The sequence below is a fragment of the Dapis hubbardiae BLCC-M172 genome (assembly GCF_050016015.1).
Taxonomy (GTDB): domain Bacteria; phylum Cyanobacteriota; class Cyanobacteriia; order Cyanobacteriales; family Microcoleaceae; genus Trichodesmium.
In genome coordinates this window covers 1-25,544 of sequence record NZ_JBNHEQ010000035.1, presented here as the reverse complement: position 1 = coordinate 25,544, position 25,544 = coordinate 1, and the positions used below count along the sequence as shown (strand labels likewise).

Below are 25,544 nucleotides of genomic sequence, written 5' to 3'. Positions count from 1 at the left end.
AACTTCCAGTAGGAGGCTGGAAATACTCAAACCTTATTGTTACATCCCCTTAAAAGGGGAGTCTTGAGACCTGATTTTCTGGTCAAAAGTATATTCTATTTGCAAACAAAAAAAGTGCCCTCTAAATTATGACTGAAACACCACAAAATTCTACTAACCAGCAACAAAAATCAACAAATCCAGTAGATGCAGAAAACTTAATTGGTTTACTGCGCCGCAAAGAAAGTAATTGGGTAGAGTGGGGAAATGCTTGTGCTGCTCTACAAAAAGCTGGATATACTTCTCAGCAAATATTTGAGGCAACAGGATTTGAACCAGTACAGCAAAATCAGGTAATAGTTGGGTCTCAAGTATATACAAGTATTGTCAATGCCAATATTAAGGAAAATGCTTTATCGCCAAGCATAACAAATGTTCTATCACGCTTCGAGAGAACGGGTAGTGATATCCTCTACGAATTGAGAATTTTAACTCAGGAACAAAGAATTATCGCAACTGAGTTTATAGTTGCTCATAATCTTGATGTGGATGATGCTAAAGATGTAGCAAAAGCAATCAAAGATTTTGCTCGGATGAAAACAATACCAGAAGGATTTTCTGATGCACCAGGAGATATAGTAGCATATCAATGTTGGAAACAAGCAAGGCAACAAAATGACCTACAACATAGGTCTCGTCTAATTGCCAAAGGTCTCAAATTAGCAGATTCTCAAACAGCTAGAAAACAACTTGAACAACTATTAACTGATTTTACTGTTGTTTCTCAAAGAGCAGCTCCCCGTTTACCAGTTTATCGACTGGAGCAAGAAGAAGAGTTACCTCGTATTTTACCAGTAGTCGGAAAATTACCTCTGAACACAGAAGACTTTAAAGCGGTACCTATTGTTGAAGAAGTGGAACCATTTAGAATAGTCAAGTTTTCTGGTGGAGCGGGTGCTTGGGTAGCGATACCCGGATGGCGAGTTGTCATGCAAGCAGAAGATCCAGTAGTGCTGATTGAAAATAGCGATCGCTTACCTACTCCTATACCTGGTACTACTGAAGAAGTTTTATTAATTATTGATAGAAGTCAACGTCAATGGCATGAAGATGGTTATTTTATTGTAGACCAAGACGGTCAAATAGTAATGCAGTGGTTTGATCAGGAACCTAATATACCTTTACTTGGAAGAGCTTTGTTAGTCTTAAGACCTAAAAAGATTCTCGATCAAGAAATTATTAAAGACTTGTGGCAAGTTGAAGAATAAACATTTCAGTTAACGGTTAGTAGTGACACTTTCTGTTCCGGAATGCTCCGCAAACACGGAGTGTTACTACATCAGTTATCAGTAGGAAATGGTTTTGTTGCATGAAAGCATATAGCTGCAACACTTGCTTGTGCATATTGACAATAATAACGTGCGGAAACTGTTGTAACTATTCGACAATAGATAAATAGAACATCAACGTTGATGTAGAAAAAGGCTGAAACTTTTGCCTATAAAGGCTTTGAGGTTTAATTAGCCTGCCCTAACTATTGTCCAATAGATGAATATAACATCAATGTTGATGTAGGAGGGGGCTGAAACTTTTGCCTGTAAAGGCTTTGAGGTTTAATTAGCCAGCTATAACTATTGTCCAATAGATGAATATAACATCAATAATATCGCAAGAGAGGGATATAGCTGGGCAATGGATGCTCTATCGCTACTTTCATGCAATAATATAGAATCCGGATAATTACTATACCCTGCGTCCGCAGCGACTGGAAGGGAGTGGAAGGTTTGCGGAGCATTCCGGAACGGATAGCAATCTCAGAGGTTTCACGAGATTGCTTCCTATCGTCGCTGCGGACGACTTTTCAACCGGATTCTATATAAAGCCGTAGGAAATACAAATTTTAGCAGGAAATATGTAAAGATTGAGAATTAGTTTTTGAGCAGTTAGTTACAAGATATCTTAAAATAAGAATGTATATTGTAGGGGCGTTTTCCTGACGGAATGCTCCGCAAACATGTCGCGTAGCGTTAACGCGCGTTGTGCGGAACGCTAAATAGCCATTTGCCCCTACGCATTGTATGACGAGCAAAGGAATTATATTACTTTGAAGCCAACGGATTTAATATTATTAATTGGCGTTGCACAATCAGGAATGATGAAATCTGAAAGTAGATATTTTTGGATAATTCTTTTCTCAATATATATACAGTTTAAAATCTATTATCATTCTTTAATGTGCAACCCCGATTAATTCATTATTTATTCTCTCAGGAGACATTAGTATCCTTGGAGAATTAAAAATTATCATAGCCCAGGAAAAGCTGTTTGGGTAGCATTCCGCAGGAAAGGATGAGCTAAATGCTAATAGCTGAATGTTTCTAGCAATTTCCTAAAGTCAGGCTAGAAATAATTTTACATCTTAGATTTCAAGCTTGATATATACTTTTACAAGTGTTGTTTAAGTTTATAAAATTGGTATTACATATCAATTTTATGAGGATGCAATTACAAAACTTTTGAGTATAATGAGGTACACTTTACAGCGCTTTTCAGATGGATAAACCACATCGTCACAACCAAAACTTTGTAGGGAGTAACCATGGTTAATCCCTACTGTGGTCTACTCAAATGAAAACTGCTGTAATACTAATCTTTCTTCCCTATTCTCTTTTTACTAATCTCTCTTCCCTATTCCCTATTCCCTATTCCCTAGATAAAAAAATGACAATTCCTGTAATGAATCTGCCTTGGATAGATTCACCTTTTTTTGAACAAATTTTCAGTCAGTTAAATTTAGACAATAAAACCAAAGAACTTGTCAAACAATTTGCAGAACAAGGCTATGTAATTATAGATGACTTAGGTATAGAAAATATTGGAGAAATTATAGATAGAATAGTTAAAGATTTAACTCCAATATATGGAGACAAAGGCAGAGTAGAATCAGCTTGGATTTATCACGATAGAATTCAAGATGGTTGGACATTCAATCAAGATGTCAAAAAAATTGCCACTGCTCCTAAAATTATTAACCTATTAAAAATACTTTATCAGCGAGAACCAATCCCTTTTCAAACCCTAAATTTCAGATTTGGTACTGAACAAACTACTCATAGTGACAGTATACATTTTAGTTCAATTCCAAGTAGATTTATGTGTGGAGTTTGGGTAGCTCTGGAAGATATAGATGCCAATAACGGTCCGCTACATTATTATCCTGGTAGTCAGAAATTACCAACTTTTGATTTAAACGATTTGGGAATTACAGGCAGTTATCAGAATAAACCTTATGATACTTATCCTATATATCAAGAGTTTTTACAGTCATTAATTGAACACAATAGTTTGGAAAAAGTAGAACTTTATGTAAAGAAAGGACAAGCTTTAATTTGGGCAGCAAATTTACTTCATGGAGGCAGTCCAGTTTTAGATAAAAATCGAACTAGATATAGTCAGGTGACACATTATTATTTTTCTGATTGTATGTATTATATTCCCTTACTTTCCGATCCATTTATACATAGAATTCATTTCAAAGAAGTTAAGAATATTATCACAGGAGAAGTAGTTAATCATATTTATAATGGTGAAAAAATTGAAATTCATCCAGAACAATATGAGATGGAAATATTAAAATCTGAAGTCTTACAATTTCAGGAGCAATTAGCAAAATTTCGACCTATTGCAATACAATCTCAGGATAAACTGAATGTCTTAAAACCTCAACTTCAAACTGTTGAGTCAGAATTAGAAAAATTACGAAGTCAGCTGTATAATTCTCAGACAGAGTTGGAGTTATTAAAATCTCAAAATCAGCTACTTGAGACAGAATTAAAAAGATTAAGAACGAAATTCTATCAAAATAGCTAAAAAGGAAGAAGTTCATTAATTGATAATGGATAATTAATAATGGATAATTATTTTTGAGCATAAGCACCATGACAAAATTGTTTAGTGTTTACCAAAAAAAGAGGTTCAAAGCCTCCCCTTTTAAGGGGATGAAAAGATAAAAGTTCATTATTTCAAACCTCTGGGTTTCCGTTTGTCATGCTGCGCAAACAGCCAGAGGTTACTGTTTTGCTGACGCAAAGCTCCGCTTTATATGTCGGCGACAGGCAAAACGCTGCGCGACATGTTTGCGCTAGCATTCCGAAGGAAAGCTCCTCCGTAGGAGGCTAACTGTTAACTGATAACTGAAATAACCTACCCTAATGTGATATGAAGCATACAGTATAAAGGATTCAGTATGACAAAATGTGTAATTAATTTTGTGTACCTGCTTAATTATCAATTATCCATTGGTAAGTGGAAATAATTTGTGAAAAAAACTGTAGGGGTTTGGTTTCCTAATCCCATTTATGCTTGCTTTGGGAGACCAAACCACTACTATAAAATATTGCAACTTATGCCGGGATTACTATAGATATCTTTATCGTTTTACCCTTTTATTTCAAAATACAAAATTTACCGAATAATTAAGGTTTAAAGCCTTTCCTTTAAAGGGGAAACAAGAAAAAATATTCCTTTGATTCAATCCTCTGATTTTTAGGGAGAGGTAATTATCAATTATCCATTATCAATTATCAATTATTGAAGCCTTCTTCCTGCTTCCATTCTTCTTTTAAATCTCGAAAAAATAAGCATTACTATCGGGAAAATTACGAGGTTTTAAATAACCTGAATTCACCATTTTGAGTATAACTTTTTCTTTACTTTCTGCGACTGTTTCCAAGTCAGTGCGACATTCAATATCAGGATTAGTTGGTGCTTCATAAGGTAAGTCAATACCAGTAAATTCTTGAATTTCTCTTGCTCTAGCAAGTTGATAAAGTCCTTTGTTATCCCGTGCTTCACAAACTTCTAGAGGTGCATTAACATATACTTCAATAAAGTTCCCAATGCGTTTTCTTACCTCGGAACGAACTTCATTATAAGGAGAAATAGCAGATACTAAAACAATCACACGATTACGAGTTAAAAGATGGGCTAAAAAGCCAATTCTGCGGATATTTTCATCTCGGTCAGCTTTACTAAAACCCAAACTTTTACCAATATCTTGACGTACAACGGTACTATCAAGAATTTCTACTGTATAACCAAGCGATCGCAACTCTTCTGCAACAGCGAAACTTAGAGTAGTTTTACCCGCACCGCTTAAACCAGTAAACCATACTGTTACACCTGTTTGATTATTATTTTCCATTGACAAAATCCTCTTAAAAACAAAGTTTAAATCCTGACAAAAAAGGGATTTAAAATTCGATTAATCTATTGACTTAAGATGTTGACTATGATAAGGTAAATATTTACCTTGTAACAATTAATATCTAATTTTCTAAGATGTAAATACTAAATCAGTAATAAAAGTAATTGTCAACTCAAAAGATTATCTGAATCTCCCTAAAAAAGAATCTACCAGTAAATCTTTTCAATAAAAATTTAATTTTAATCCTTCCTGTTCCCTCTTTTCAAATTCTGTAACTAAGTATAATCAAATCTCTACGTTAAAACTTATTATTCATCATCAATGGAAAACATCAAACATATTGGTACTTGGTTACGCATACTTCGTCAACCTCAGTACCGTTGGCTTTGGTTTGTAGCTGCCGCACTCATCTATGTAGGTATTCTTCTGTTTCCCATGACAGGAGTAGAAAAAGAAGCAAAAGGAGCCTTAGCAGTATTTGGAGTTACAGCTTTCTTGTGGGCAACTAATACCCTACCAGTAGCAGTCACAGGCTTAATGGTACTATTTTTAATTCCTCTCAGTGGCAGCATGTCCGCTACAGAAACTTATGCCTATTTCGGCAACAAAGCAGTATTCTTTGTATTAGGAGCATTTATTCTAGCCAGTCCCATTCAACGCTCCGGACTTAGCACTCGTCTTGCTTTAACAGTAGTTTCCCGTTTTGGCAATAGTCAAAATACCCTAATTGCCTCGATTTTAATTCTTTCAGCGGTAATGTCCTTTGTGATTAGTTCTTATGCAGTCACGGCCATGCTATTCCCGGTGGTTATAGAAGTTGTCCAAGCAGCAGGGGCTAAACCAGGTGGACGTTTTGGCCTAGCAGCATTTTTAGCCTTGGGATGGGGTTGCGGTATTGGTGGTATCGCAACTTTACTGGGGGGTGCGAGAGCGCCTCTAGCATTAGGAGTTTTGCGCAGCACAACAAAAGGAGAATACGATATCACCTTTGTGGAGTGGTTTATTTGGTCTATTCCTTTAGTTGTCCTCATGTTAATAGTTTCTTATTTTGTACTATTACGAATAGGAAAAGGTCAAGTAGTTTCTTTATCTAATGCCCGAAAATTTCTGGGAATTAGAGCAAAAAGTCTTGGAGCAATTTCATCGAGAGAAGTTGGTACATTGGTATTAGTGACGGGAATAGTTTTGTTATGGATTTTTAGAGGAAAAGCTTGGGGACTAGATACAATAGCTTTTTTTGGGGTGATGTGTAGCTTCATTTGTGGTTTAGCAAGTTGGCAAGAAGTAGAAGAGGATGTTAACTGGGGTATTTTTTTGATGTATGGTAGTGCTATTGCTCTAAGTGCAGTTTTAAGAGATACGGGAGCAGCACAAGCATTGGCAGAAACTTTATTGGGATCGTGGATTAATTCTGGTATTGTTTGTTTTGTGGCAATGGTTTTGATTATTACTTTTTTGACAGAGGGAATGAGTAATGCTGCTGCGGTGGCAGTTTTGATGCCAGTTGGACTTGCTTTGGCTGCTAAATATGGAATAGATCCAAGGGCAATGACTTTGGGTATTACTCTACCATCGGGTTTAGCTTTTCTGTTACCAGTTAGTACCCCGGTAATGGCCATTATTATGGGTAGTGGTTATGTGTCGCCTTCTGAAGCTTTTAAGCGTGGCTTGTTGCTAAAATTAGTGGGGACTTTGATATTCTTGGTAATGGCGAAATTTTATTGGCCTTTATTTGGGTTGGGAGTGTAAGAAATGAGTATCTGGTTGGTGGTTGCAAACCCCTACGCTTACGATAAAGCAATGTGGAAAGCAGTCTCAGAAGCACAACAAAATCAAACTAAATTGAGAGTTGTATTTTTTATTAATAATAACTCAATTCATGATGTTATTGGTGAATTGGGGCAGAGTGGTTGGTTGGGATCTAATCCTTTGCATAAATTACAAAATTCTATGTTGGAAGGTTATCGCGCTTTAGCTGGTGATGTTTTGAAACGGGTGAAACGCAAAGCAAAAGGAAAGGAAGTGGAATTAGAAAGTCAGGAAGTAGTAGAAAGACGTACTATAGAGGAATATATTTTTGAGGTTGTAGAAGAAGGTGCAACAAAAATTGTGATTGCTGGTCCGCAATTACTTACTGCTAAAATCGGAGAATTACCAAATATAGCAGAGTATATTGAGGAAGATTAGGAATTTTAACGAAGTTAGAAGTTAGAAGTCAAATTCTCACTTTATTTTTTTGATTGAAGATGATGAATTTTAGGCTAGGATATGTTTTTTTACCGAATAATTAAGGTTTAAAGCGTTCTATTTCAAGAGAAACAATGAATTTATTTTCGTTTTATTCAATCCTCTTCCTTTGAGGTAGAGGTAATTATCAATTATCCATTATCAATTATTGAATGTTCCTCATTCTTTTTATCCCTGCCATAGTTTAGTTCATTTATTTAGTGAGTAATATATGAAACTGAAAAATTTATTAATTGCATTTATGGGAATATTAACTGTGGCAACCGTGACCAGTTGTACAGGGAATAGTGGGAGTCAAGAAACTGCTCAGGAAGAAATTAAAATAGGTGGTTCTTCTGAAGGTTATCCCATCATGGAAATATTAGCAGATGCTTATAAAAATAACTCCATTAAAATTACTTTTATGCCTAGTAGTCAAAGTAGTGGTGGTATTAGAGGTGTTCAGGATGGGTTAATTAATATCGGAGTTATTAGTAAGGAATTGACAGCAGCAGAAACACCAGAAAATTTTAAATACATACCTATAGTGAAAAATTTCCTGGTTTTGATTACTAATGAAAATGTTAAAGGAGTTTCTAATCTCAGTACGGAGCAAATTCAAAGTATCTACAATGGTACTATTAGCAACTGGAAAGAGTTAGGGGGACCTGATGCTAAGATTGTTTTATTAGACATACCTGAAGATGAAACAGAAAAGGAGATTTTGCGAGAAAATATTTTAGGAGAAAATCTTCAAGTTATTTCAACAGCAATTATTTTTCAAGAAGACGATGAAATTCTTGAAGCTGTAGCAACTACACCTTACAGTATTGGTGTTATGCCAAACTCGGAAGAGCTAAAAGAATTTAGTATTAATATACTCAGTATTAATAATACCTTTCCTAACAAAGTTAATATACAGAATGGTAAATATAAAATGAGTCAAACTATCGGGATTATTTTTTCTCCTGAACCTACTTCTGGAACTCAAGAATTTATTGATTTTGTTGTCAGTCAAGAAGCTAAGGAAAAATTAGAATTAGCTAATTATATAGTTGTAGACAAAAATTAGGTCTGGAACAATATTCTTTTCAGACACTAATATTTAGATATAAATAGGGATATGCAATCGGCAGTCAGCGTTGATCGGCAAGGATTTTTATTAATTATTAGTTGTCACTTTTTCCGATTTAGCTAATATAATAGTAAGACTTTTCTTGAGGAGAATAAATTTAGGTTTAACCTGGTGAAGGATAAGGTATTTATAATAACTGGATTTGGTATAGTAATCCTATTATAAAAAAAGATTGTTGGTGTAGGGGTTTGGTAGACAGACCCCTACAAATTTTTATGCTATCTATTGATATTTTTTTGGCATTGGTGATGGGTGGCTATGATTTTTCAAGTGTAGAAATCGAGTTGATATTAGATACAGCAATTCCTGTTGTTATGACAAAATTTTAGGTTTGAGGGAACAGGAAATATGGAATAGAAAAGAATAAAAACAACCGTACCTCATAGCTTCGGAAACTGCTGTATCTTACCGAAAAATTAAGGTATAACAGCAATTTTATAAATGTTTGCTACAAATAGTTAGTGTACTTCAAAGGAGTCAGAAGTCAGGAGTCAGAATTAATAGGTTTACATGAACTTTTTTGTACCTTAAATTATCTTTTTCGTCAAATATAAGTCCCCTATAGAACCCATTTGGGGTCTATTTAAAATTATAGATTGAGAGTAGGGGAGTGGGGGAGTAGGGGAGTGTGGAGAGATGAGGAGATGGGGAGATGGGGAGATGGGGAGATGGGGTGTATTAGATATCTGCCAAAATCCAATCATCAAATCAATTCTTACCGAATTATTAATTATTGAACATACTTACATCTATCTTCAACAAACCCGGTTTCTTATAATACCCTGCTTAGATTTCATAGCTCAGTTAACTAACGCCTTTTTTTTTAACTCATTGAAAAAATAATATTGATTCATGGAGCAATTAATCTGATGCTAAAAGTTAACCATCAATTTCAAAGTTTTGAAGAATATTTATCAGATAATGATAATTCAGAAAATTTTTCTGAATTATTTAATGGAGAATTAATTGAAGTACCTCCAGAATCAGGTTTAAATGTTGAAATTGCTAATTTTTTATTCCTAAAATTTGCTTTACTTTTAGGTCATCGTAAAGTCCGAGGTCAAGGTCTTAAGTCTCCCCTTCCAAGGGAATGAAAAAAATATTTTCTATAGGTATTTCAATTCCGATACTTCTGCTTGAGGTACTGATAACTGATAACTGATAACTGATAACTGAAATAACCTCCTTTATTAGTTGTTGAAGTTGTTAGTCCTGGAGAGTTACAAAGAGAAAGAGACTATATTGCTAAGAGAATTCAATATCAAGATTGTGGTATTCCTGAATATTGGATTGTTGACCCAGAAAATCAAAGCATATTAGTCTTAGAATTAACAGGAAATACTTATACAGAAGTGGGTAGCTTTTCTGGTAATGATTTAGTATCATCTCCTGGATTTAAGGCCATTAATTTAAAAGTTTCCGCAGTATTTGAGACAGAAAATTAAATAGGGATAGAAGTCCCTTCCACTTCAGGATAGCCGACGAAGCAAGAGAAAAAGCAAGGGAGCAAGGGAAAGTGGCAAATAATATATAGCTGTCTTAGAATGGGGTATAGACTATGATTAATATCTATATTCTCTTTTTGATTAGCTAATAAAAAAATGATAGGCATTAAAAACCAAGTAATTATAAATAAAAAGGTATTTAATAGACGTTTATTTCCTTTAATTGAATTAGTGAAAAATTTTCAGTTAAACCCTTATTCCAATCTACCTTTAAGGGAAAAAATTAGTTTGCCGTTTGTTTTAGTATTCCTCGGAATCTGGATTTCTGGAACCTTGAGTATTGGTTATTTCTTTGCTCGATATACGGAAAAAAAGGAGATACAACAAGTAAAAGATGTTGGGTCATTGATTTTGCGAGAATTCCAACAAGAAATCAAGGAAATGCACTTAGATGCTAAATTACTGGTGGAGGGAACAACAATTAAAAGAGCATTACAATCAAAAAATAAAACAGAAATTTTACAACAATTATTACCTTTAAGAATAAATTTATCTCTAGATTTAATGAAGGTTGTAGACAAAAATGGTAATCAGTTAGCAGATTTGCGCAGCTCCACACTGTACCAGGCAAAAATCTCTAATCAAACAGCAATTTCACAGGTAATTAATGGGGTAGATTTCTCTAGCATTATTACTGCAGAAAAACCAGCACCATCTATATTAATAGGAACTGCAGCAATTAAATCTAATAGAGGAATTATTGGCGGTCTTATTCTCGGTAGAGCTGTCAGCGATAAATTACTTGAAGAAGTAACTCAAGGAATAAGTGAAGATATTATTGCTTTGCAAAAGGGAGAAATAATTGCTTCTAGTTTCCCAAAAGCTTACGATTTTTCTGATGAACAAATCAAACAATTATCTCAGAATAACTTCAAAAAAATCAGAATTTGCGAGCAATTATATATTACTAAAACTATAACTCTATTAGGATTATATGCTACTGAATTACAATTAGTTATTCTCTCTAACATAACAGATTTAGAAATAACAAAAAGAAATTTCTGGATTTTGATTAGTTCATTGTCTTTGCTAGGATCGGTAATAGCTATTCTAGTGGGTTACTTAGTATCAAATTTAATTGCAGGTAGAGTTTTTATGATGACTAACGCTACAGAAAAGTTAGCTAGTGGTGACTTAAATATTAGACTTCCTGTTATTTATAATGATGAAGTATATAGGTTAGCCAAAGGATTTAATTCAATGGCAGAACAACTCGAAGCACGGGAGCGAAAAATTAAACATCAAATGCAGCAATTGGAAGAAACTTTAGAAAAGCTGTTGACAACTGAAGGAATTTTAGCAAAACTTTCGAGTAATCAAGCTCAATTAGTTCATACAGAAAAAATGTCAAGTTTAGGAAGGATGGTGGCAGGAATTGCTCACGAACTTAATAATCCTGTGAGTTTTATTTATGGGAATGTTGACCACGCTGTTCAATATTGTGAGGAGTTATTAGAACTGATTAATGTTTATCGGCAGGAATATCCTGAACCTACTCCTTTAGTTAATGATATTCTATCAGAAATAGATGTAGAATTTTTAGAATAAGACATACATAATTTATTAAATTCAATGAAATCTGGTGGGGATAGAATTAGTAATATAGTGAGAAATTTGCGGACTTTTTCTAGGTTAGATGAATCTGGGAAAAAGTCAGTAGATATTAATCAAAATATTGAGTCTAGTCTGGCAATTTTACAGCATCGTTGTTATGCTTATAAGAAGATAGGAAATCAAAGTGAGAGGCAAATTCAGATTATCAAAGAATATGGGGATTTGCCTCTGGTTGTTTGTAATGCTGGTAAGTTAAATCAGGTATTTTTTAACATCATTGAAAATGCTATAGATGCTTTGGAAAATTAAATACATAAGGGTGAAAAAGTTAAGAATCCGCAAATTTTGATTAAGACTGAAATGACAGATATTGATTGGGTAAAAATTAAAATTGCTGATAATGGTTGTGGGATGACAGAGGAAGTTAAAACAAAGATATTTGACCCTTTTATGACTACTAAATCTGTCGGTTCAGGAACTGGTTTAGGATTATCTATTAGTTACTCAATTGTGGTTGATGAACATCAAGGAAAGTTGAGTTTTATTTCTGCTCCAGGAGAGGGAGCGGAGTTTTTAATTGAGATTCCCATTAATGGAACTTAAAAGTCAAAATCAAGGGAATAGGGAATAGGGAATAGGGAATAGGGAAGAGAAAAAAAATACTTTATCTTATTAAAGGGAATAGAGAATAGGGAAGAGAAAAAAATATTGATAGTAGTATGAAATTATTTGTGAAAAAAACTGTAAGGGTTTGGTCTCAAAATACGATTTTTGCTTGAGTTTGGATACTAGATCCCTACGATAAAATTTTTTTTATAACAGTTAAAATTAACTGAAAATCTTTTATAGCAGTTTTCAAGTCAATGAACCATATAAAAAATGATAATCCTGTAGGGACGTTGCATGCAACGTCCCTAAATTGTGGTTTACTCAAGTGAAAAGCGCTGTATAAAATAAAAGTGCTAGGATGATTAATAAAATAATTTTAGTGCAATGGAACAGGAAATATATAGTCAAGCTGTCGCTAAATCTCGTGCTGGAAAATATCAAGAGGCAATTCAAGATTTTAGTCAAGTTATAGAAATTAATCCTAACTTTGCTGAAGCATATTATAGTAGAGGTTTGGCAAGGTTTGATTTAGGTAATAGGCAAGAAGCAATAGTAGATTATACTCAAGCTTTGGCAATTAATCCTAATTATATAGATGCTTATTTAGGTCGTGGTATTGCTAGGTTAATAATAGGAGATATTTCGGGAACTATTGCAGATGCTAATCAAATAATTGCGATTAATAGTAATTATGCTCCAGCATATAAATTGTTAGGTAATGCTTACCGTAAACAAGATAATCAAGCAGATGCAATTGCTAGTTTTAAGCGTGGCGGAGAATTATATTTAGAACAGAAGGATGCTGTTAATTGTCGGAAATGTTTGAATAATATTCAACAATTGCAAAATGTAGTTTCTCCTGCTGTTAAAACTGATAGTAATGTTCAGTGGAAAAAAGGTGATAGTAAAACATTTTTAACTCGAATGTTGAGAAGATTTGAAAAAGGCGATCGCCGAGGAGCAATAGCAGATTTAAACTGGGCATTACAAGTGGATGCTTCAGATTCTCAAGCTTATTGTTGTCGAGGAATTATTCGTTATAAACAAGGGGATAATTTAGGGGCAATATCAGATTTTAATCAAGCTTTGCAATTTAATAATCAAGATGTTTTAGCTTATCGAAATAGGGGTATGATTCGTAGTAAAATGGGAGATTTTAAAGGAGCGATCGCTGATTTTGATGCTGCTTTAAAAATTGAACCAAATAATTCACTTATTTATGTTACTAGAGGCAATGCTTATCGAGATATGGGTGCGTATCAAGAGGCAATAAAAGATTATGAACAAGCATTAAAAATTAATCCTAATGAAGCAAATGCTTTTTATCAGAGAGGTATTATTTATTCTCGTTTAGAAGAAATGACAAAAGCGATAGATGACTATCAGAATGCTGCTAAATTATTTGGGGAAGCTGAAGACTGGAAGAATTATCAAAAAACTTTGGATAATTTGAAGAAAATTCAGACAACTGTACCTCGTGAGAATAATAATATTGATGAAGATATTAAGTATAAGAAACTGAAACAACAACTGTTAAAAATGGTTGGCGGACATTGGGAAATGGCAGAAATATTAATTGCAAAAGTTGAAGAGAAATATCCTGGTAGAGATAGGATTTGGTATTTGGAAAAAGTTATATCTGATTGGCAGCAACAGCAGGATAGTTGATTTATTAATTGATAATGGATAATTAATAATTAATAATGGATAATGGATAATTATTTTTGTTTTACTTTTTGGCTGTCGCCGACATGAAATACTACATGAAAAGCATTTTGCTGGCGCAAAGCTTTCCGGTACACAATATTCATTATAAATTTGATGGGAGCATCTTGCTCCCACTGTTGCCTTCAGAAATATTAACCTTCAAACCCTAAGTCTTATTACCGAAAAATCAAGGTATAAAGCCTCTCCATTCATAGAGAAAAGAGAAAAAAAATTCCTTTAGATCAATCTTCTTCTTTATAAGAAGAGGTAATTAATAATTATTAATTATTAATTATTGAACATAGGTCATATTGCGATCTATAGCTGAGAAAACTTGATTCTTAGCAGTTTCGGAAGTTAAACATTCACAGGCTAACTGAGCTACATCAGCTCGATGAATAGTTCCGGCAATTTTATAGTCTGTAGTTAAAAAACCATTACCTGTAGCTGGTTCCGACTTTAAACCACCAGGGCGAATAATAGTATAAGTGAGTCCACTGTTAATCAGATGCTGCTCTGCTTTTTCTTTTTCTTGCAAGACCGGACCGAGAGTTTCTAATGCTTGGGGTGGCAAAGCAACTGCACTTTCACCACTACCGATAGAGGAAATAAGGATAAATTGTTGTACTTTAGCTTTGACAGCAATATCAATCAGATTTTTATTACCCAAATAGTCAGCACGCTCACCATCTTTCGGTAAACCACCAATAGTGCTAATAACTGTGCCGATATTTTCCTCACCTAGTATTGCAGTTTCCACAGATGCTATATCTAAAGCATCACCCATGACAACTTTAAGACCCATTCCCTCTAATTCGGGTTTAGTGTCGGGCAAACGCAATAATGCTTTAACTTTGTGATTTTCTGCAATTAGACATTTAGCAATTTCTCGCCCTACTCCTCGACTTGCACCAGCTAAAAAAATGTAAGATTCAGATGTCATGTTTGCGATAATTTTCTAATTTTGGTATTAAGGTTTATAGTTAGGACTTACGCAGGCGAACCCAGAAACGCGGTTTCTACGAGAAATCCTTGTTTTGAACAATAGATGTCTACGAGAAACTGGGTTTCTTTGCGTAAGTCCTAATAGTATAGCAATTATATCATGTCTGGTTGAATGGGTTTGGAGACCAAACCCCTACGGATATTTTAGGAAAGCAGAAGGCAGAAGGTTTTTTTCATTGCGATCTTAATTTTATCAGGACTTACGCAACTGCAACGTATTTTCGTCATTGCGACGGTCGGGAAGCAATCTCAAACCCCTGTTTTTCGTACCTCATGCGTAAGTCCTATTTATATAGAAACTATTTGGTATCCCTGCTCCCTGCTATAATTAATTTCCTGTTAATTCAATGGCGCGTTTATAAGCTGCTACAGACTCATTAAGTTGACCTATTTCTTGTAAAGCATTTCCTAACAAATGGTAAACTTCTCCCATATCTATATTATTCTCACTTTCCAGAAAAGTTCCTTGAGTTTTATTAGCGTCTAATTTAATGACTTGCTCATAACAAGCGATCGCCTCTTGCCATTGTTCTTTTTCTGTTAAAGCTTTACCTAAAGCATAGTAAGACTCTATAGACTCAGAATTTAACTCTACTACCTGTCGATAATATTTAACTGCTTCATCCCAGTTTTCTTGGGAGCTAAATATTTCTCCTAAACTATAGTAAGCTTCCCACAATTTAGGGTCTAATTTAATAGCTTGCTCAAAACAAGTTATTCCTTGCTTTGTTTTACCTTCTTCTATTAAACCATTACCTAAAGTACAAAACTCTTGGGGAGTCGTCCAACTGGGATGTTGGATAAGCGCATTGTAGGATAGCTCCGCAGCTTCATCAACTTTTCCTTGAGCTAGCAATAACTCAACTAAATTGCGATAACCATCTTTTAAGTCGGGTGCCAGTTTAATTGCTTTTTGGTAAGCACTTATCGCTTCTGACTGTCGCTGCTGTTGAACATATAATTCTCCTAAACTGATATAAACTTCGGGAAAATTTGGTTGCACTTCTAAGGATTTTTGATAAGCACCCATGGCTTCATCTATTTTATTCATCTTTACCCAAGCTTTACCCATTATTTGATAAGCTACAGCATTAGGTTTCAGAGAAATTATCTCTTCACAAGTAGCGATCGCTTGATAGAATTTACTATTGGCTAAATTTGCCTCTGCTTGTTTAATTAAGTTTGCTCGATCCACTTTAGGCGACTTCTCTTTTCCTTTGTGGTCTAAAGATGACTGCAAAATATCTTCAGGATGAATATGTTGAGGTTTATGACTATTAACTTCTACCTCTACTTTATTATTAGCTACCTCTTTAGCTTTTTGCTCGTAAATTAGAGCTTCATCTAACTTACCCTGACGCTTCAAAGTAGCAGCCAAATTATGATAAGCAGCAGCATAATTTGGGTTTAATTTGATCGCCCGTTGATAACAAGATATAGCTTTAGTGAATTGACTTTGACGACAGAGAGTATTACCTAAATTTAGATATTGGTCAGGAGTAATATTTTCTGGTTGCAAGGTATATGCTTGATACCAACAGTCTGCTGCTTCTGCTTGTTTACCTACCTGAGACCATGCTTTGGCTAAGTTGCGATATGCTCCAGCAAAATCTGGTTTAAGAGTGATCGCTTTCTGATAACAGGGTATTGCCTGCTCCCATAATTCTTCTTGTGCATACAGACTGCCCAGGTTAGAATGAATTGAAGCATCTTTACTATCAAGAGATATTGCTTTTAGGTAATTTTTTTTCGCTTCCTGACGTTGACTAGCACTACCCATTTTTTGCTGGATATTACCTAATATTTTGTAAGCTATTGCTAGCTCTGGTTTAACTGCTATTGCTTGTTGACATTCAGCGATCGCTTTTTCATATAATCCTTCTTGGTTATAAGTGGTAGCATTTTGAATATGAATATCTGCTAGGGATATCTCTAATGCTAGTGACATCTCTGATCCTTTATTCTCAACAGGATGAGCATTTATCTGTATGGCTGTTTGCTCGGTGTCTTCTATTTGGTCAATAGGGGATAAATTCTGTGTTTGATCTATTTTTTGTGCTGCATTTTGATAGCCATTACCATTAGTATTGCTAAAATTTGTTTGATCATAAAAACTTAACTCTTCAATAGAAAATTCTATTGTATCTTTGATATGAAAATCTATTTCTCCTTTTAAAGGAAAAGAATTATTTTCACCCTGAAGTCTGGGAATATTTGCAGATGCTTGTAAATCTTTTCTTGGCAATTGATTATTAGCATTAAGCACAGAGTTTACTTGACTAACTAGCTTATTGAAAGACCTACCAACATATTTTAATGTTTTTTGAACAAGACCAGAATTTGTTACTAATTTAAGCTCATTATAATTTATTTGATGATTATTTATTTGTGCATCATATTTATCTGCTATACCATCCTTCAGACTATAAATCTGAGGTTTTAGATAATTATGATTTGCATAAGTTTGAGATTGTGAATTTGAGTTTTGAGCATGAGATTGAAGTTTTAAAGCTTCCCCTAAATTTTGATATGCCACTGTTAATTTGGGATTAATTTTTATGGCATTGCAGTAGAATGATATTGCTCGATCTACAATATTCATTTGCAGCATAGTATTCCCCAAAATGAAGTTTTCTTCTGCTGTTGCTGTTGCTCTTTCTGGTTCTGTTTCTGGTTCTAGAGAATAAGCTCGCTGCCAAAATTCAGATGCTTTTGCCTGTTTACCAACATTAGTTAATGCTATTGCTAAATAACGGTAAACATCTCCCATATTTGGATTTATTTCCAAGGCTTTTTGATAACATTTAATTGCTTCTTGCCACTGTTGCTGTTGTCCGTACAAACTACCTAAATCTCGGTAAATTTCTGGGTCTTTTGGTGTAATAGATATAGCTTTTGTATACCACTGCCAAGCTTCTGCTGGTTTGTCTTGGCTTTGCAGCATTTTGCCTAATTGTTTATAAGCTTCTACAGCATCTTGATTTACAGTTGGGTTGATTAATTTATTGTTTTTTTCTGGGTATATTTCTTTTTTATGACGTTTTGAGTTGATGGAAATTACTGAATTTTTAGAAGATGAATGAGGTAATTTTTTAACTGAGTTATGATTAATATTTGATGGGTTTGTTATCCCTAATTTAATTGCTTTTTGGTAACAGATATTTGACTCTTCAAAATCCCCTGTTTGGGATAATGCTTGTGCAAGATTTTGATATGCTACTGCGGAATTAGGATTTAACTTTAGGGCGCTACGATAACAAGATATAGCTTCTGTTAATTGCTTTTGTTGCAGGAGAGTATTTCCTAAGTTTATATATTCTGGTTCTATAATTTTTTCAGGTTGTAAACAGTAGGCTTGATATTGATAATTTGCTGCCTCAGAAACCTTGCCTAATTTTTGATATGCTTTGACTATATTACGGTAGGCTGGAATTAAATCTGATTTGAGAGAAATTGCTTTTTTATAATAGTTAATTGCTTCTTGCCATTGTTGTTTTTTGGCATATATAGTGCCAATATTAACATAAGCTTCGGTAAAATCTGGTTGAATTTTAATAGCTCTAAAATACCACTCAAAGGCTACTTCTATCTGCCCTTGGTGTTGGAGAATAATACCCATTGTTTTGTAAGCTGGGGCAAATTCTGGTTGATTTTTAATAGCTTGTTCACAAGCTGCTTTAGCCTCATCTAATTTCTTTTGCTCTAAATGAAATAGAGCTTTTTTGTGGAAGTGAGCAGCGGCTTCTGCTAAATTAACATTGGATAGCATTTTATCACTTACTGCAGTTCTATTTGTATTATCTCCTTTCTGTTTCTGAGAGAAAGCAGAAGTATCAACTTCAGTATTAGAGAATTTTTTCTCAAAAATCATCATTTCTGGAGAAGTTTTTTCTGTACTATAAAAGTTATTTTTTTTCTGAGAATCTATTTTGATTATACTTGCCTGAGATAGCATTTTTTCCAGTTTACTAAAATTAATAAGAATATCTTCGGTTAGAGGATTAGGATACATGATTTGGCGGATAGGATAATAGAAATATTCTTCTCCCATCAAGTAGTAATACTTTAGTCCTAATTGTTGGCTGATGACCCAGTAATAATGTCTGATATAATTAGGAGACACCAATTCAATTACGGTAGTTCCTGGTTGACAAAACATAATATTTGTTAACCCACTACCATGAGGAGAAACTATGACTTTGGCATTGGCAAATAATGTTACTTGTTCTAAAACAGAAAGAGTTTCTAGTTCAATGGTTATAAAGCCGTATTGACTTAATAAATCAACGACTTTTTCTTCATTAATAACTCTTCTATATTTAGCCTTATTCCTACTGATATAGATCCTTTCAGGATAGGGATAATCTACTTGATTATTTAGTTTTTCTCCTAATCTCAAACCATCTTTTATCCAAGCAATATTTGACTTATTTAAGAATGTTTGACGAGAAAATTCCAGAGCAAATCTTTCTAGCCACCCCAAATGGCCAGAAAAAGATGGAACTATTAATTTTTTAGCTTGAATATAAGGATGGCGATCGCTTTCTATAATTTTCTCTTCTGGTATTCCTAAAATCCGGAGAGTTTCTTTTTGAAATGGTTGTTGAATACTATTAATTAAAAACCAATCTATTTGCTCAAAATTTATGCCATTACGTCTTAATATTTCAATCCGGGGCAATATATCTACCATCCAATGAAAATAAACATTTCCTGATAACCCCGATAAAACTGCTACGGTACCGTTTATTTGCTCTAAAGGTGGTAATTTTTCTGTAGTAAAAAACTGATGGTTATTGATATCGTATTTTTCACATCCTGGTAATTGACCAGGATATTCGCGGGAGACTTCAGCTAATAATTGATTATTCTCATTAATAATGGCAATAGCATTACAAACCATCCAATAATTTTTTTGGGGAACTATCCATGCTCTACCATTTTCTACTTCTATGACAAATTTTGGTGTTTCTGGAAAATCAACAGATGAAATATTTGTAGATGTTTGTATTTCTGTGGTTGAAAAACTATGGATACCATTTCCTAAATGAATTGGTTGAAGTTGTTTAAAGATTCGTTTGAGACAAGATTTGCAGTTTAATCCATGACATTCAGTTTCAGGAATTTTCTCGTTGTTACCCTCTAATGTTTTAGGTATTTTAGGAGTTGAGTCTTGGGTATTAGGTGTGAGGAAATTGGCTGTCTTGGGGTGAAAAACTTCATTGTTTAAACAGTGTATAAATTTTCTTGGAATTAAATATTTACCCAAATTATCCTTATGCTCTAGTTCAATAGTTGTGGATAAATATTTTCCCTCTAACTCTAGATTTAATATTCTTTTGACACCATCTGCATTTGAAATTTTCGATGAATTATTTCGTACTTCTAAAACTTTTTCTAATGCTTGGTTAATCAAATAGTTATCAGGTTTAACAGTCAACCCCAAGCGGTAAATTATAATAGCGGTATTAAAGCGTTTTTGTTTAACTAAACTCTCGCCTAATCTTATATACAATTCAACATTAAATGGCTGAAATTCTAATCCTTTTTTGTAATAATTCTCAGCTTGTGAATATTCGCCATACTCAAACAATACATTCCCTAAATATAAGTAGATTAAAGTTAAATTTTTTCTGACTTCTGCTAAATCTGATTTTTGTAGTGTTCTAAGAAATTTAGTACAAGCTATTTTTGCTTTTTCTAACTCATCTGACTCTGTTAATAAATCTGTTTGTTTACAGTAACTTTCCACAAAAGGATTATTGTTAATCACCTTTTGTAAATAGGGTATTGCTGCTTCAATTTCCCCTAATTCTAAGAAAGAAAAACCACAGTCGCTATAGGCATAAATATTTTCTGGTTGTTGTTTAATTACTTCCTGAAAATGAACAATAGCTTGTGAGTGTAAACCTTGTTTTTGATAAGCTTTGCCCAGATTATAACGGCTTACTATTAATTGAGGCTGTAATGCTAATGCTTGCTGATAATTCGCAATCGCTTTTTCTACTTTTCCTAGTTCTAAAAATGCTTTGCCCAGATTATTGTAGAGACTGGCATCATCTGGTTTTTTAGTAATTGCTTGTTGCAAGATTTCTCTCGCTTCGTTATATCTACCTTCTTTAACTAAAATACTACCCCAATTACCATAAGCCTGAACTTGAATTAAAATATTTTCATTCCGAGTTTGAGATAAATTAATTACTTTTTGATAATTAGAAATCGCTTCAACTAGCAAACCTTGTTGTTGTAAAATAATGCCAATATTATAGTGAGCTTGAATATGATTAGGATTAAGAATTATCTCTTGCTGATAATGAGTAAAAGCTGCTGATAAATTTCCCTGATGGTAAAAAATTATGCCTAAGTTATAGTGAACGAATTGGAGATTTGGTGCTAAAGTTAACGCTTCCTTATATAAAGATATAGCAACTTCTAATTTGCCCTGTTTTTGATATAAAAATCCCCTTGATGCTTTTTCTTGAGCTAACTTAAATTTTTCTGGAGATTTGTTGTTCATATTTAATTTAGGTGGTAGTGCATTATAAATACAGCGGATTTCTAGTAGACATCTGGTGGAAAATAAATAAACCTTTTAGTTATATTAGCTAAAGAAAGAAAAAGTCACCAGAAAAAATCCTTTTTACTGCCTTTTTCGTAAAAATATCTTACCTGTTCCCAGTTAAGTGTTCCCTGTTCCCTACCCCTCCAAAAAATCTAGATCTTTTTCACGCCTAGGTCTAGTATATGAAGTACAAATATTAATGATAAAATCTTTATACCATAGGCGTCTTGCCTGTGATAGCTGTACAACACACTTGATAAAATCCCCTATACAGGAGTTTTCAGGTAAATGAACCACACAAAAAAACGATAACCCTGTAGAGACCTTGCATGCAACGTCCCTACATTGTGGTCTACTTACATGAAAAGCGCTGTAATACTTAATTCAGTAGTACAAGTATTCAATCAGACATAATAGGATTTTATATTGTTTCAAAGTCATCAGGACTAATACTTAAGTTAGGATCTAATTGTATGAATTCTATTGCATTGCCCTTTTCATCAATATAGTACATTAAGCCTTGGTCTGAGTCGTAAACTAGATTCGCATCTGGGTTTTCGGTAAACTCAGCAAGAGTAGTAAATTCATTGGGGTCGAAATTACCATCAACAATTAACTCATCGAAGCTATTAGCATCAAGTTGTATTTTGTCTTCTCCTGGAGTAAAGTCAGTGAGAGTATCAACTCCAGTATCTCCCGGAACAAAACTGTTGAGGGTATCTAAGCCAAATTCCTGAGTGCCATCGGAAATAAAGCTCTCATCCTCAAAAAACTCAAAACTGAAGATATCTGCTCCTTCACCTCCGATGAGGGTATCGTTACCTCTACCACCTACTAAGAGGTCGTTATCCAGACCACCTTCAATTAAATCATCTCCTTTTCCTCCGTAAACTGCATCATCACCGCTACCCCCTCTAACCGTATCATTACCACGGTTTCCATAAACTAGATCGTTGCCTTCTTCTCCATCAACTAAGTCATTACCGTCCCCTTTTTCTGCATCACCATAGACAGTATCATTACCAATACCTCCTAAAACAGTATCATGGCCTTCATCTCCAGAAAGTAAGTCATCTCCTTCTTCACCATCGATCCAGTCATCATCTTTACCACCGTAAACCGTATCATTGCCTATTCCTCCTATGGCACGATCGAATCCTCGCATTCCCAAGATGAAGTCGTCTCCTTCTTCGCCTCTAACTAAGTCATTACCACTACCTCCATAAACAGTATCGTTACCTGCACGACCTCGAACAGTATCTGAACCCTCGTCGCCGTAGAGTTCATCATCTCCCTCGCCACCATCGATCCAGTCATTATCTTTTCCTGCATAGACAGTATCGTTATCTGCTCCAGCAAAAATGATATCCTGCCCTTGTCTTGCTTCTATCCGATCGTCTCCTTCTTTACCTTCTATATAGTCCCCACTCTCTGTCCCAAGAAGTGAGTCGTTACCAGAAGTACCAATTATATTATTTGATGGTTGAGGAAGAGGGACGATCGGGTTGCTATCGAAATCTGGAACAATATCTGGAACAATCAAACTATCCGCAGCGTTTAGAACTCCAAAATTGTGTGTAGACATACTAATTATTTATATTGATAATTTCATCAGTTAATGTGAAGTTTTAAGTATAATTACAAACATCAAATGTATCCCTAAAATGTAACTTCACTAATAAATATTTAGGTTGACATAGATGGTAATTGGTAGATTCACACTGATGATTTTGAAATCTAAAATAGAGGATTTAATCAGATAAAAAACTCGTAATAATTCCTTCATTTAGATATATTGATAATAGTTATATGTTCTATTATTTAGAATAATTGACGATGTGAGACCTGGTTGCTATGAGAAATCTTTGGTTTTAAAAATAGACATCTACAGGCATAACTGGGTTTGAGAAGTTTGGTGTGCGTAAGTCCTGATTTACTTATTATATTTTGTTTATATAGTAGACTTTTGATAGCTTGATTTTGTTTCTTGATTTAGCCTATTGCTAGCTATATTCAAAATTTAGAAGTTTAAGATTTAGTGTTAGGTACAGAGTATTACTTATATCTACCTTTACTTTTTTCTTACTCCTTCTTTCCTCTAAAAATTATGTGAGGTATGACCTACGACCTAACCCATCTCCTGCTTTCAATTTAAGTCGCTTTTGTATGTAATGTAATACTTAGAGGATGTTTGTAAAGCTGGTATATCCAAACTTTTACATACATTGTTCATCCCTAAGACATTTCTCCTATTTCCCATCTCAAAAAGCCATAACATACTTTCTACCTCCTAGATCGACTAGATACTTTACAAATATCTTCTTAGACTTTTTGCAACTTCCGGTTAATATCTTCAAATTTTGCCAAAAAATTGCTAATTTTATAGGCCATTTTTGGGAAATTACAGCACTTTTTAGGATAGTGAAGTATAGTGTAATCTTAATCTTAATCTATGTTCCCTGTACCCTATTCTTTGAGTCCTATTCCTTCCGCTTTGTTCCCTATTGTCCCCAAACTCTATAGCTCATTAAATAATAAATATAATAATTAGCATTCATCCATGAGCCATCAGCTTTTGTTCTTCTTCCATTACTTTCTCGTAGCTAGAATTAAAAGTATAGACAAAAGCAGATTAACTAATATCATCTCCAGTAGAATACTGATAAATAAATAATGGGGATAGGAGTCAGGAGCTAACAGAGGGAGAAAGGAGGATAGTAGATGGCTATTATAATAGCATAAGCTAAAAGTAGTGCCAAATAGGAAAGCATATTCACCTGAATCAATCTTTACCAAATTATTAATTATTAATTGTTAATTAAATAATTGTGGTTTAAAGCCTCCCCTTTGAAGGGGAAAAAAAGAAATGATATTTCCCAATCTTCAATCAAGAGCGGTTTTAACCAGAGGTAATTATCAATTATCAATTATCAATTATCAATTATCCATTATCAATTATTGAAATATCAAGGTTCTTCAAAAATTTCATCCTTTCCTTTATAGGACTACTAAAGTAAGAAAAAAGAAGATAGAGTTATTTTTTGATCCCTAATTAGCCGGACATAATACAATTATTAGTTTAATCATCAATAATTAAACAGATTTTCAGATAACTATCAATTGTTTCATTTATAGGTATAAGCAAATAATTATGGAAACTACTACTGCTGCTCTTAAAGAATGGAATGTTGCTGTAAATGCTTTAGAAAATGGCAACACAATTATGTTACTAAGAAAGGGTGGAATTAGAGAAGAGGGCGGTAAATTTACTGTTGCGCATAAACAGGTTTTACTCTACCCGACTTTTGAACATCAACAGTCAAATTTACTCAAACCAGAATATGCTAACCAGGTACAAATTGTAGATTCTGGTTGGCATCCTGAAAAAATTAAAATTAGTAGTTTTGCTGAGATTACAAATATTTTACCAGTAAGGGATAATTCGATTTTAAATAAGTTGTTTTTCTACCATATTTGGAATGAAAAGTTTGTCAGCGATCGCCTCAAATGGAAAACCCAACAAAAGCTTTATATTTTACTTTTGAGAACTTATAAACTTGAGAAAGTTTATGAGATTTTTTACCGCCCTGAATATGGTGGCTGTCGTTCTTGGATTGAGTTAGCTATACCAATCAATATTACCGACTTAGTTCCTGTTTTAAATGATGATAATTATCGTAGCTTATCCTCAGAAATTTGTCAATTTTTTATAGATTAAACAATCAGGATTTGTGGGTGCATCTCAATGCGTGAAGAAAGCCAAAAATTTATCGCTTTTAGGGAACAGGGAACAGGGAACAGGGAACAGGAAATAGGGAATAGGGAATAGGGAAAAAGTATTTTGGCAAATATGAGATGCACCCGGATTTGTCTGTTAAGCATTCAGAATTTAGCTATTAGCTATTAGCTTAAATATAGCAATGAGCGCTGGTATATTTACAAATTGCAGGAGAGGCCAAAGAGCTAAAAGTCTTATATTATCGGCAATTTATTCCCCCTGTTGCCTGTTGCCTGTTGCCTGTTGCCTGTTGCCTGTTGCCTGTTGCCTGTTGCCTG

General features: G+C 34.1%; 16 protein-coding genes and 1 pseudogene. 13 read left to right on the top strand and 4 right to left on the bottom strand.

The window, feature by feature from the left end; genetic code table 11:
• Positions 1-128: 128 nt before the first annotated feature.
• Together ACP6PK_RS03935 and ACP6PK_RS03930 are read left to right on the top strand one after the other, a co-directional pair.
• The gene (locus ACP6PK_RS03935; protein ID WP_426557935.1) at positions 129-1,247 is read left to right on the top strand and encodes a RuBisCO accumulation factor 1; all 1,119 of its coding nucleotides are present in this window, start codon (positions 129-131) and stop codon (positions 1,245-1,247) included.
• A gap of 1,453 nt (positions 1,248-2,700) precedes the next feature.
• A complete protein-coding gene (locus tag ACP6PK_RS03930; RefSeq protein WP_426557933.1) occupies positions 2,701-3,849 on the top strand; it encodes a phytanoyl-CoA dioxygenase family protein in 1,149 nt (382 codons plus the stop codon).
• 751 nt (positions 3,850-4,600) lie between these two features.
• Here the strand turns inward: ACP6PK_RS03930 and cysC are convergent.
• The gene (gene cysC, locus ACP6PK_RS03925) at positions 4,601-5,182 is read right to left on the bottom strand and encodes an adenylyl-sulfate kinase (RefSeq protein WP_094673834.1); all 582 of its coding nucleotides are present in this window, start codon (positions 5,180-5,182) and stop codon (positions 4,601-4,603) included.
• 324 nt (positions 5,183-5,506) lie between these two features.
• Here cysC and ACP6PK_RS03920 point away from each other — a divergent pair, with 324 nt between their 5' ends.
• The 10 genes and pseudogenes from ACP6PK_RS03920 to ACP6PK_RS03875 all read left to right on the top strand — a co-directional run bounded on the left by ACP6PK_RS03920 (position 5,507) and on the right by ACP6PK_RS03875 (position 13,882).
• Positions 5,507-6,934, top strand: a complete 1,428-nt coding sequence (locus ACP6PK_RS03920; RefSeq protein ID WP_426557931.1) for an SLC13 family permease — start codon at positions 5,507-5,509, stop codon at positions 6,932-6,934.
• Between the two features lie 3 nt (positions 6,935-6,937).
• Complete coding sequence (locus ACP6PK_RS03915) at positions 6,938-7,372, top strand: hypothetical protein (RefSeq protein ID WP_094673835.1); 435 nt, start codon at positions 6,938-6,940, stop codon at positions 7,370-7,372.
• Between the two features lie 271 nt (positions 7,373-7,643).
• Positions 7,644-8,483, top strand: coding sequence for a substrate-binding domain-containing protein (locus ACP6PK_RS03910; protein ID WP_094673836.1), 840 nt, complete (start codon positions 7,644-7,646; stop codon positions 8,481-8,483).
• A 251-nt stretch (positions 8,484-8,734) separates the two neighbouring features.
• Positions 8,735-8,875 carry a hypothetical protein gene (locus ACP6PK_RS03905; protein ID WP_168186520.1) on the top strand — a complete coding sequence of 47 codons (141 nt, stop codon included), beginning with the start codon at positions 8,735-8,737 and terminating at the stop codon, positions 8,873-8,875.
• 540 nt (positions 8,876-9,415) lie between these two features.
• Positions 9,416-9,640, top strand: coding sequence for a hypothetical protein (locus ACP6PK_RS03900; RefSeq protein ID WP_426557928.1), 225 nt, complete (start codon positions 9,416-9,418; stop codon positions 9,638-9,640).
• Positions 9,641-9,739: 99 nt separating this feature from the next.
• Positions 9,740-9,991 (top strand): annotated as a pseudogene (locus tag ACP6PK_RS03895) (Uma2 family endonuclease); the annotation flags it as partial.
• Between the two features lie 156 nt (positions 9,992-10,147).
• Positions 10,148-11,599 (top strand): HAMP domain-containing protein, encoded by a 1,452-nt coding sequence (locus ACP6PK_RS03890; RefSeq protein ID WP_426557926.1) that lies wholly within the window; start codon positions 10,148-10,150, stop codon positions 11,597-11,599.
• A 24-nt stretch (positions 11,600-11,623) separates the two neighbouring features.
• On the top strand, positions 11,624-11,914 hold the full coding sequence (locus tag ACP6PK_RS03885) for a sensor histidine kinase (RefSeq protein ID WP_426557924.1): 291 nt from the start codon (positions 11,624-11,626) through the stop codon (positions 11,912-11,914).
• A gap of 36 nt (positions 11,915-11,950) precedes the next feature.
• A complete protein-coding gene (locus tag ACP6PK_RS03880; protein ID WP_426557922.1) occupies positions 11,951-12,208 on the top strand; it encodes a sensor histidine kinase in 258 nt (85 codons plus the stop codon).
• Positions 12,209-12,598: 390 nt separating this feature from the next.
• Entirely contained in the window at positions 12,599-13,882 is a 1,284-nt protein-coding gene (locus tag ACP6PK_RS03875) for a tetratricopeptide repeat protein (RefSeq protein WP_426557920.1), read from the top strand.
• A 331-nt stretch (positions 13,883-14,213) separates the two neighbouring features.
• Here the strand turns inward: ACP6PK_RS03875 and ACP6PK_RS03870 are convergent, their stop codons facing one another.
• The 3 genes from ACP6PK_RS03870 to ACP6PK_RS03860 form a co-directional block, all read right to left on the bottom strand.
• On the bottom strand, positions 14,214-14,864 hold the full coding sequence (locus tag ACP6PK_RS03870; protein ID WP_426557918.1) for an SDR family oxidoreductase: 651 nt from the start codon (positions 14,862-14,864) through the stop codon (positions 14,214-14,216).
• Between the two features lie 390 nt (positions 14,865-15,254).
• On the bottom strand, positions 15,255-21,443 hold the full coding sequence (locus tag ACP6PK_RS03865; RefSeq protein WP_426557916.1) for a tetratricopeptide repeat protein: 6,189 nt from the start codon (positions 21,441-21,443) through the stop codon (positions 15,255-15,257).
• Positions 21,444-21,909: 466 nt separating this feature from the next.
• Complete coding sequence (locus tag ACP6PK_RS03860; protein ID WP_426557914.1) at positions 21,910-23,073, bottom strand: calcium-binding protein; 1,164 nt, start codon at positions 23,071-23,073, stop codon at positions 21,910-21,912.
• A gap of 1,566 nt (positions 23,074-24,639) precedes the next feature.
• Here ACP6PK_RS03860 and ACP6PK_RS03855 point away from each other — a divergent pair.
• On the top strand, positions 24,640-25,206 hold the full coding sequence (locus ACP6PK_RS03855; RefSeq protein ID WP_426557912.1) for a DUF1802 family protein: 567 nt from the start codon (positions 24,640-24,642) through the stop codon (positions 25,204-25,206).
• The last annotated feature ends 338 nt before the right edge of the window (positions 25,207-25,544 follow it).